Source organism: Aeromonas sp. HMWF015 (assembly GCF_963878965.1).
Taxonomy (GTDB): Bacteria; Pseudomonadota; Gammaproteobacteria; order Enterobacterales; family Aeromonadaceae; genus Aeromonas; species Aeromonas veronii.
Genome location: NZ_CAWNZT010000392.1, coordinates 1 through 10,116 on the forward strand (window position 1 = coordinate 1; position 10,116 = coordinate 10,116).

Annotated in this window: 10 protein-coding genes, 1 other RNA gene and 1 riboswitch; of the genes, 1 reads left to right on the forward strand and 10 read right to left on the reverse strand. The window is 54.5% G+C overall.

What is annotated here, in order from left to right:
* The 10 genes from AACS18_RS20155 to rsmI form a co-directional block, all read right to left on the reverse strand.
* Positions 1-1,210, reverse strand: a 1,210-nt coding sequence (locus tag AACS18_RS20155) for a sigma-54-dependent transcriptional regulator (protein WP_108613134.1), incomplete at its 3' end; no start/stop codon positions are given.
* A 137-nt stretch (positions 1,211-1,347) separates the two neighbouring features.
* Positions 1,348-1,435: riboswitch (cyclic di-GMP riboswitch) on the reverse strand.
* A gap of 175 nt (positions 1,436-1,610) precedes the next feature.
* The gene (lfhA, locus tag AACS18_RS20160; RefSeq protein WP_021231850.1) at positions 1,611-3,686 is read right to left on the reverse strand and encodes a lateral flagellar biosynthesis protein LfhA; all 2,076 of its coding nucleotides are present in this window, start codon (positions 3,684-3,686) and stop codon (positions 1,611-1,613) included.
* Positions 3,687-3,689: 3 nt separating this feature from the next.
* Positions 3,690-4,826, reverse strand: coding sequence for a flagellar biosynthesis protein FlhB (flhB, locus tag AACS18_RS20165; protein WP_069527055.1), 1,137 nt, complete (start codon positions 4,824-4,826; stop codon positions 3,690-3,692).
* The gene (gene lfiR, locus AACS18_RS20170) at positions 4,823-5,605 is read right to left on the reverse strand and encodes a lateral flagellar biosynthetic protein LfiR (RefSeq protein WP_005336245.1); all 783 of its coding nucleotides are present in this window, start codon (positions 5,603-5,605) and stop codon (positions 4,823-4,825) included. The genes flhB and lfiR overlap by 4 nt, the downstream gene beginning before the upstream one ends.
* Positions 5,602-5,871, reverse strand: a complete 270-nt coding sequence (gene fliQ, locus AACS18_RS20175; RefSeq protein WP_005336246.1) for a flagellar biosynthesis protein FliQ — start codon at positions 5,869-5,871, stop codon at positions 5,602-5,604. Before fliQ ends, lfiR begins: the two co-directional genes overlap by 4 nt.
* 1 nt (position 5,872) lies before the next feature.
* Positions 5,873-6,607 (reverse strand): flagellar type III secretion system pore protein FliP, encoded by a 735-nt coding sequence (fliP, locus tag AACS18_RS20180; protein ID WP_005336248.1) that lies wholly within the window; start codon positions 6,605-6,607, stop codon positions 5,873-5,875.
* Positions 6,607-6,984, reverse strand: a complete 378-nt coding sequence (gene lfiN / locus AACS18_RS20185) for a lateral flagellar motor switch protein LfiN (protein WP_019444828.1) — start codon at positions 6,982-6,984, stop codon at positions 6,607-6,609. The genes fliP and lfiN overlap by 1 nt, the downstream gene beginning before the upstream one ends.
* A gap of 8 nt (positions 6,985-6,992) precedes the next feature.
* Positions 6,993-7,865 (reverse strand): lateral flagellar motor switch protein LfiM, encoded by an 873-nt coding sequence (lfiM, locus tag AACS18_RS20190; RefSeq protein WP_181363340.1) that lies wholly within the window; start codon positions 7,863-7,865, stop codon positions 6,993-6,995.
* A gap of 227 nt (positions 7,866-8,092) precedes the next feature.
* An RNA gene (gene rnpB / locus AACS18_RS20195) (RNase P RNA component class A) lies at positions 8,093-8,479 on the reverse strand.
* A gap of 157 nt (positions 8,480-8,636) precedes the next feature.
* A complete protein-coding gene (gene rsmI / locus AACS18_RS20200; protein WP_108613135.1) occupies positions 8,637-9,470 on the reverse strand; it encodes a 16S rRNA (cytidine(1402)-2'-O)-methyltransferase in 834 nt (277 codons plus the stop codon).
* Positions 9,471-9,669: 199 nt separating this feature from the next.
* Here rsmI and AACS18_RS20205 point away from each other — a divergent pair.
* On the forward strand, positions 9,670-10,116 hold a 447-nt coding region (locus AACS18_RS20205), incomplete at its 3' end, for a penicillin-binding protein activator (protein ID WP_258228774.1).

Consider the following 10,116-nt stretch of genomic DNA (forward strand, 5'->3'; position numbering starts at 1 on the left):
CACTCAACCCCTCGGGAGCATGCCACGTGTCTGATGCGACTGTTTCTTCGGGAAGAATACAGTTTGGCAACATCAAATCGACGGGTTGTATATGCAAACCGCGCGCCATAATTAATGCGCGTTGCATAACATTATCAAGCTCTCGCACATTTCCTGGCCATTCATATGACAACAGCAATTGACACGCCTGCTTACTCAGGCGATAACCCTGCTGAGGTGCATAACGCTCAAGAAAATAGTTGGCCAGAGGAATAATATCGTCAGGACGATCACGCAATGCGGGCCAGCTCATAGGCAAAACATCAAGACGATAAAACAGATCTTCACGGAACAATCCATTAGCAACCAAAGTACGCAGATCTTTATTGCTGGCGGCAATGATTCGAACATCAAGAGCAATCGTTTGATTGCTGCCAAGTCGCTCAACTTCTTTCTCCTGCAAAACCCGTAATAACTTTGCTTGCAAGTTCAAAGATAATTCAGATATTTCGTCCAATAACAGGGTCCCCCCCTGTGCCAACTCAAATTTTCCAGGCTGGGCAGATATAGCACCGGTAAATGCACCTTTATTGTGTCCAAAAAGAATTGACTCAAGCATTGTCTCAGGAATAGCCGCGCAATTAATTGCAACAAACGGTTTTTCAGACCTAACTGACATATCATGAATATAACGGGCCAACCGCTCTTTACCGGTTCCTGACTCACCCCCGATCAGAATGGTGGCAGAGGTTTTGGCTGCACGTCGAGCCAGTTGCAAGACCTGCAGGCTCATGGGCGACACAGCGATAAGATTGGGAATCGCCTGACGAAGGCGTAAAGCACCACGGACAGCATCGAGCAATTGCTGGGAGCGGAAGGGTTTGACTATATAATCTATAGCTCCGGCACATATGGCTTCTGCAGCAATTGCGGCCTGATGCTCATTAACCATAATGACACAATCGAGCCCTTCAAACTCATGCAGAATACGTGGTCCAAGCTCGGTCATGGCATCCATATCGAGCAGGATCAAGTTGATATTATTGTCAACAATAATGCCCTTTGATTGTTTAACAGAATTAACGCTTGATACCCTGATGCCTTCCTTGGATAGGATTTTTTCAACCTCATTTTCGGCAACTATTAGCGACTGAATCAATAATATATGTGGTTCAGCCAAGCTATCGCCACACGACCCGATTATTTTATTTATTGATAATCCCGAAGACATAGACGTCTGACACCTGTGATTGTGGATAGAACAATCAATAGAACTGAAGTATCAGGCACAAAGGAGCAATACAAGGTCATACTGGAAAAACAGCATACCCAATATCTATATGGTAACAATTTTGTATCCAAATTCACCTTGGTAACCCCGCTGTCATTAGCTTTCATGCTGTTAGACCGGAGGCTTTGCGTCCTGACTTTTCAGTTCAGTTTGCCCTTACAATGTGATAACACGCCCGACCTGATTGCCTAGGCGTGTAGCAACACAATTAATATTGTTTTTGTTATTTAACTTTCACACATTGCTGCGTCAATTTTCGCCACATCATATAGTATTCATACGGCAATTCAAGCAAAGGCGGAAAAAACACTTCCCCATCAGCGCATTTATCCAACAGCAATTAACCAAGTGTACCAATTACCTCTACCCGTAACTCTTCCGGTATTTCGTTATAAGAAAGCACTTTGAGTCCCTTTGAAAATGATCGGGCATAACGGGCTATTAACGGTCTCAGTTGCGGCATAACAACCAACACAGGGGCATGTCCCAACTGCTGCAACTGCTCCTTCACCAACGGCATATTTTGCTGCAATTGGGCCAGCAGTTGTGGATCAACCGGGAAGCTGTCCAGCTGGATTTTGCCCTGCTGTTGTGACTGATTCATTGCAGCCAGCAATGTCTGCTCAAGGCGATCATCCAGCGTAAACGTAGCCAGCACATCGCGATTGCCAATGGCCTGCCGCACAATCTGGCGCTTCAAGGCACAGCGCACATCGGATGCCAGCAGGACAGGGTCTTTGGTCAGCTCGCTCGCATCCAGCAGCGTCGTGGCAACGGTTCGGATATCGGTAAGACTGACCTGCTCCTTTAGCAATTGACGAAACACTCTCAATTGCTGCATCTGAGTCAGCGCCAGATTGAGCTCTTCAGCCAACCGGGGGGACTGACTGGCCAGGTATTGGCCCAGCTTGCCCACTTCATCGTGACCAAACAGCGCATCAAGCTGTTCACGCAACAGCTTGCTGGCGTGAGTGGCAATCACGGTGGCCGAATCCACCACCGAGTAACCAAGATTAAGGGCCTTGGCCTTTTGCTCCGGGGAGATCCAGACCGCACTCATGCCGTAGGCCGGGTCCTGGGTCAGCTCGCCATCGAGCGCACCATAAGTCTCACCACTGCTGATGGCCATCAAGCGCTGACAATCCACATTCCCCATCGCCAACGCGACACCGGACAACTTGATCCGGTACTGATCCGGCTGCAACTGCAGATTGTCGCGCACCCGGATCTCGGGGAGCAGAAAACCGTATTGCTCGGAGAGGGTTTTGCGGATCCCGCGCACTCGTGCAAGCAGTTCAGCCCCTTTATCCGTTTCAGCCAGAGGAACCAGACGATAACCAAGCTCGATGGCGACTGTATCGACTGGCGGTAAATCCTGCCACTCCAGTGCCTGCTGTTCAGGCTGAATCATTTGACGAGTCAGCTCTTGCGCTGCATCCAGATCCGGCACATTGACGGCTCGTTTGCTGACACTCCAGCCAGTCCAGGCCAGTACAGCTGCGAAACTGAGGAATGCGAGCATCGGCATCCCGGGCACCAGACCCAGGATCAGCATGATGGTTGCAGAGGTATAGATAACACGAGGCGATGCCAGGATCTGCTGACCAACCTGATCAGCCATCTCCCCCTCATCACTGACCCGGGTCACGATAATGGCCGCAGCAGTCGACATCAGCAGGGACGGGATTTGGGCAACCAGACCATCACCAATGGTCAGCAGCGCATAACGCTGGAAGGCTTCGGCAACGGGCAAGGCATGCTGGAAGATACCGATGGCCAACCCACCCACCAGGTTGATGATCAGCACCAGCATGCCAGCTATCGCGTCACCACGAACGAACTTGGAAGCACCATCCATCGCACCATAGAAGTCCGCCTCGCGCGCGATCTCCTCACGGCGAGCCCTGGCTTGATGCTGATCCATGGTGCCGGCATTCAAGTCGGCATCGATGGCCATCTGCTTGCCGGGCATGGCATCCAGAGTGAAGCGGGCGGATACTTCCGAAATCCGCTCGCCACCCTTGGTGATCACCACAAAGTTGATGATCATCAGGATCACGAAGACCACCAGACCGACGACATAGTTGCCACCGATCACCACTTCACCGAATGCCTGGATGACCTTACCGGCCGCTTCATGCCCCTCGTGACCATGCAGCAACACCACCCGGGTAGAGGCCACGTTCAGCGACAGCCGCATCAAGGTGGCAACCAGCAATACGGTTGGGAATACCGAGAAATCGAGTGGTCTGCGGGCCGAGACGGATACCAGCAACACCAGTACCGCCAACACGATGTTGAAGGTAAAGAGCGCATCCAGCAGCCAACCGGGCAGAGGCAGGATCATCATGGCCAGAATGGCCAATAACATCAGCGGAATTGCGGTATAGGATTGGGTGAATACACGCCAGTTCACAACTTACCTCTCAGGTTGACGTAACTCGGGCGGTACATATAACGGGGCAAGAGGGGTCGGTTTCCTCCCCTTGCCTGCCTCATACGCCCTTAACTGCAATACATGGTTCAATACATAGGCAACTGCCGTGTACAGCCCTGCGGGAACTTCCTGATCCACCTTGGTCGAGTGATAGATGGCTCGTGTCAACTCGGGCAAGCTCATCACCATCTTGTCATGCTGTTTGGCGACCTGACGGATCCGCTCGGCCATGCTGTCGACCCCTTTGGCAATCACGAAAGGGGCATTGGCTCGCGTCGCATCATATTTTATTGCCACCGCATAATGGGTCGGGTTAACGATGATCACATCCGCCTGTGGTACCCGCTGCTCGATACGCGCGCGGGCAAGCATTCCCTGTACCTGGCGGATTTTGGCTTTGATTTCGGGACGCCCTTCGCTGTTCTTGTGCTCATCCTTGACCTCTTGTTTGGTCATCCTGAGCTGCTTGTTAAGCGACCAGCGCTGATAGGGCACATCCAGCACGGCAATCAGCATCTGTACACTCCCCAGCAGAATAAATGCCTGGGAGAGGATCCGTAGCGCCTGTTCGAGGGCCGCCTGAGGAGGCATCCGGTTCATCATCAACAAGGAAGGCCATTGATGATTTAACATCAACGCCAGCGTGCCGCCGATCAGCGTCACCTTGAGCAGTGACTTCAGCAACTCCATCAGGCTGTTCTTGGAGAACATCCGCCCCAGCCCCTTCAAAGGGTTCATCTTCTCGCCACTGGGTAGCAGCTTTTTCCAGGTCAACGCCATACCGCCCGGCACTATGCTAAGCAACACCAGCATCAGGGCCAGAAAGCCAAACAGGGGCAGCAGCACCCACAGCATGTTTATGAGCGCTTCACCCAACCAATGGATCATCATCTGCGGGTCACGGGCACCTTGCCAGTCAAAACGCTGCGGACGCTTCATCAACTCGGCAAAGAACTGGCCAAACCCCGGCACCATCCACTGCATCACCAACCCGCCAAGCAGCAGCAAACCGGCAGAACTGAGCTCTTTTGAGCGGGCGATCTGCCCCTCATCTCTCGCTTTCTGGCGTTTCTGGCTGGAGGCTTCTTCGGTTTTGTCCTGTGCGCTGTTCTGACTCATGCCGGGGTCAAGCCTCGCAGCTGTTCAAGCACATGGGTAACCAAATCCAGATAACGGGAGGGCACACCACTGATGGAGAGTGCCATGGTGAGCAACCCGAGCAACAGGGTCATGGGAAAACCGAGGGAGAAGATATTGAGCGAAGGGGCAGTCCGGTTCATCACCCCGAAGGTCAGGTTAACCATCAACATGGCAACAACGGCAGGCAACGTCAGCAACAGGGCGGCACCGATAGACCAGCCAAACAACCCGATTACACCTTTCATATCGATCAGATCCAGAGATGAACCCGGCGGCCAGCTACGCAGGCTCTGCACCAGAATATCCAGTACCACCAGGTGGCCATTCAGCCCCAGAAAGAGCAAGGCGCAAAACACCATCATGACCTGACTGATGATGGGGGCAGAATCCCCGTTGACCGGATCATTCATCACCGCCATCGCGAGCCCCATCTGCATGGAGAGGATCTGCCCCGCAGTGGTCATCACCATATAGAGCAGCTGGACACACAGACCAAACAGCAAACCAAACAGCAGCTGCTCCACCGCCAGGACCAGCGCACCGGCACTGAAAGGATCGACAACCGGCATATCCTTCATCATGGGGGCGAGCAGCAGGCTGATAATAAACGCCAGCATCAGGCGAACTTGCGCAGGCACCCGGGTATCCCCAAAAACCGGCATCACCCAGAATGCCATACCGATCCGGATAAACGGCCACCACCACTGTCCCAACCATGCGGTCAGGTCAGCAGCACTGAGGGACAGCAGCGAATTCATCCGATAAACCCGGGAATTTTAAGAAAAAGATCCTGGAACAAGGTGGTTATCTGCGACAACAGCCAGTTACCCGTAAAGATAAGGGTCATCAGAGTCACGATAAAACGGGGAAGAAAACTGAGCGTCTGCTCCTGGATCTGGGTGGCCGCCTGAAAAATACTGACTACCAAACCTACGATCAGGCCCGGTACAATCAGCACCGAGACCATGGTCACCACCAGATTGACCGCGCCACCAACCAGGGCAACGCTCTGCTCAGGGGTCATATCAGCCTCCCCCACCAAAGCTGGCAGCCAAAGTGCCGACGGTCATCGACCAGCCATCGACCAGCACAAACACCATCAGTTTGAAGGGTAAGGAGATGATCAGCGGTGAGAGCATCATCATCCCCATCGCCATCAAGACGCTGGCGACCACCAAGTCAATCACCAGAAAGGGGATAAACAGCATAAAGCCAATCTGAAATGCGGTATTCAACTCACTCAAGACAAACGCGGGCAACAGCACACCGAAAGGCACATCCTCTTTAGCGACCGTAGTTGGTTCGCCAGAGATGCGCAGCATCTGCTCCAGATCCGGTTCACGGGTCTGGGCCAGCATGAATTTGCGCAGGGGTTTTTCTGCCTTGGCGATCCCCTCTGACAGGGTTATTTCATTCTGGTCATAAGGGACAAATGCATTCTGATACATGTCCGTCCAGACCGGACGCATAATCACCACTGTCAGGATGAGGCTGATGCCGATCAGCACCCGGTTGGGAGGACTCTGCTGCAGGCCAAGTGCCTGTCTCAATATGGCCAGTACGATGATGATCCGGGTAAAACTGGTCATCATCAGTAACAAGGTCGGGAGCAGACCCAGCAGGGTCATGAAGAAGAGGATCTGCAACTTGATGTTGTAGTCCTCGCCCCCTGAAGCGCCTGGCGATACCGAGAACAGGGTCATGTCCGCCCCCCAGCCGGGCAGCGAAAATAACAGCAGCGTCAGCAGCAGATAGCGCATCAGTCGTCCATGCCACCCAGCAGGTTGGTATCGATGACATCGACCAGGCGCAGACCATATTTGCCATTCACGACGACGACTTCGCCCTTGGCAAGCAGACGGCCATTCACCCGCACATCCAGCGGTTCACCCGCCAGCTTGTCCAGCTCAATGACAGCCCCCTCCTCGACGCGCATCAAATCGCCGAGCGGCACTTCGGTACTGGCCACTTCCAGCGTCACCTTGACCGGGATCTGGCGAAAGAAGGAGAGATCCCGCTGTTTGCTGCTACTGGTGGGGGCCAAGTAGTCTGCGGCGCTAGGCATGCTGATGTCGTCACCAAACAGTTGATCAAGTCCATCCAGATCCAGCGGATCATTCATATTGTGCTCGCTCATGATTAAATTTACTCCTCTACAACCGTCGCAACCTGATAGACCAGGCTGCCTTTGTGTTCTGCGATTCGTCCACTGAAGCAGGGACGGCTGCCAATCAGTGCTGGCACAACTTCAGGCAAGTCCAGTGACAGCACATCACCCACCTTGAGACACTCAAGATCCGCCAGCGTCATGGACAATTGGCCCATCACCCCCCGCAGACGTACCGGGACATGAGTCAGAGCCTGTTCCAGCTGACCTGCTGGCAATGAATGACTGACCGGAGAAATGGACTCCTCGGGGGGAAGCAACCACATCTGCCAGTGATGAGTGCAATTACCTGCCTGCAGGGTTGCCTGCGTGGTCCAGAGCTGACGGTGGGCGATGGAATCCCGTGGCACGACATGCAACTGCCACTTCAGATCCCCCAACCCCAGACAAGCACACCAGATATCAACCTGATACTGGCAAAGCCGCAATAACAGCCGCTGTTCGGTATCGGTCAGCCCTTTGCCAGACTGAACATGCTCCTCTTTTTGCTGCAAGGTGCCGCCGAAAAAGAGGACCGCAAGACGATAGATGACCAGGGGTGCGATCGAGAAATAGACGGCGCGCTGTGGTTCAAGCGGACTTCTCGCCTCGACCCAGATATGAGCGTCATCTGTCTCTGCCGGACCAGAAAAGGCAAACTCGCCATAATTCAGTTCGCACTCCGCACTATTGAACAGCTGGGCCATACAACTCGCAGCTTGCAGGGAAAATGTGCTCAACTGGCCATTGACCTGCTTCAAGCGGGCGTGATTAAGCCGCTCGACACCCAACAGATCATAATGAGGCAGGGTTCTGCCCCGTTCTGCGCTAAGCAGCCGGGAAGGTGTGAGCATTGCGCTGCTTGATGACATTAATAATCCACCTTAACCATTTCATCTCGCCTTACTGCCACAGGGTCGCTCATCAGGCCAGCAGTGTGATAGATACAGACAGTCCAGCCGACGTATATCGACCAAAAAGGGTGAGAACTTTATTACAGATTCCAGAAAGCCGCCATGCGGTGCATCTCGGCGTGAATAATAAAAATCCCGGTGCCGTTAGGCACCGGGATTTTAGCGTGACGGTTCACGCGGAATGAGGTCGGAGTCGGCCTGTAAGCCGGGTTCTGTACCGGGTTGCCCCGGGTAGCAATCATTCCTCTAGGCCAGCAATCGCTCGCTGGCTCAAGCAACCTACCCGCCCCCAACGCGGGCCGCGCCAATAGGGGCCTATTTGGTCTTGCTTCGGGTGGAGTTTACCGTGCCACGAACTGTTGCCAGTCGCGCGGTGCGCTCTTACCGCACCCTTTCACCCTTACCTGATCCCTTGCGGGCCATCGGCGGTCTGCTCTCTGTTGCACTGGTCGTAGGCTCACGCCCCCCAGGCGTTACCTGGCACCCTGCCCTGTGAAGCCCGGACTTTCCTCCCCTCCGCCCGTCTGTCCCGAGGGACACAACGACGAAGCAGCGATTGCCCAGCCAACTCCGAGGCGCGGATTATAGCCTTGCGATACGCACGGGGTAAACCGGCAATTCCCGTTTACAGCCATTTATCGCGCTTTGGTCCCCGCTTACATGCTGAATGCTCGCCGGTTCGGAGGATTGCACAGGTCAGAAAACAGTCTGCTGGCCTATTTCATCGGCTCAATAGTACTCGAGACCATATTTGTAGAGGGCATTCTTCTTCACACCGTGGATCTCGGCAGTCAATGCCGCCGCTTTTTTAAGCGGAAGTTCGGCCACCAGCAACCCTAGAGTACGGATCGCCTCGGCTGGCAAATCCTCTTCCTCTTTGGAGGCGCCAGCCACGACCAGCACAATCTCGCCGCGGCAGCGGTTGTCATCTTCACCAAGCCAGGCCAGCATTTCGGAAGCAGGCAGACCGTGGATCGACTCGAAGGTCTTGGTCAGCTCACGGCACACCACCACCTGACGCTCGCCGAGAATGCGAGCAATCGCTTCCACTGTATCCTGCACACGGCGCGGGGATTCGTAGAACACCAGCGAACGGGTGTCTTCAATAACGGCTTGCAGACGATCATCGCGCCCCTTGCTCTTGGCGGGCAGGAAGCCTTCAAAGGCAAATCGATCGGTGGGCAGACCGGCCGCGCTCAAGGCGGTGATGGCGGCACAAGGGCCGGGCAGCGGCACCACTTTGACCCCGGCTTCACGACAGCGGGTGACCAAGTGATAACCGGGGTCGCTGATGAGCGGAGTGCCGGCATCGGAGACCAGCGCAACACTCTTGCCCTCTTTGATCCGACCGATCAGTACATCGGCCTTCTGCTGCTCGTTGTGATCGTGCAGGGCGAAGGTCGGCACCGAGATTTGGTAGTGGCTGAGCAGGATACCGGTATGACGGGTATCTTCGGCTGCCACCAGATCGACACTGCGTAAAATGTCCAATGCACGCAGGGTGATGTCCGCCAGATTGCCGATCGGAGTGGGGACTATATACAGGGTTGGGATGTCACTCATGGGATCTCCGAGTGCCCCGACAATTGTGTCGCCATATTGGCCCGTTTACACTATGGGGAACTTCAACACTGGTCGGGGAATGAACTTGAACCGGGTTACAAAGCAGCTAAGTGTATCACGACTCTTCGGCATCATACTCGCGGCAGTACTGCTCGCCGCCTGTGCGTCGGAGCCCAATCAACCGTCAGGGCCGTCAGGCATGCCCTCTGCGTTCTCCAATCTGACCAAGAATGCCCAGTGGTATCTTGAGCAGGTGGACTCGGCCAAGCCGGCCGAGGCCTTTACCTGGCAGATGCTGGCGGCACGCAGCTATCTGGCGCTAGGCCAGGCCAAACCGGCCTCGGCACTGTTCCAGCAATTGCAGAAGCAGGCCAAGGATCCCGTTCAGAAGGCGCAGTTGCAGCTGCTGCAAGCCCATCTGTTGCTGGCGCAAGGCCACGCCAATCAGGCGCTGATCCTGCTGGAAGGCAAACCCGAGGTGGTGCTGGATGCCGATACCCAAAAGGATTGGTATCGCCAGCGCGTCGTGCTGCAGCTCGACATCAACAACAAGTTTGGCGCAGCCAAGTCGTTGATTGCACTGGAGCCCTACTTAAATCAGAGCGAGCAGGCGACCAACCATCAGCAGATCTGGTCGTTGCTCAAA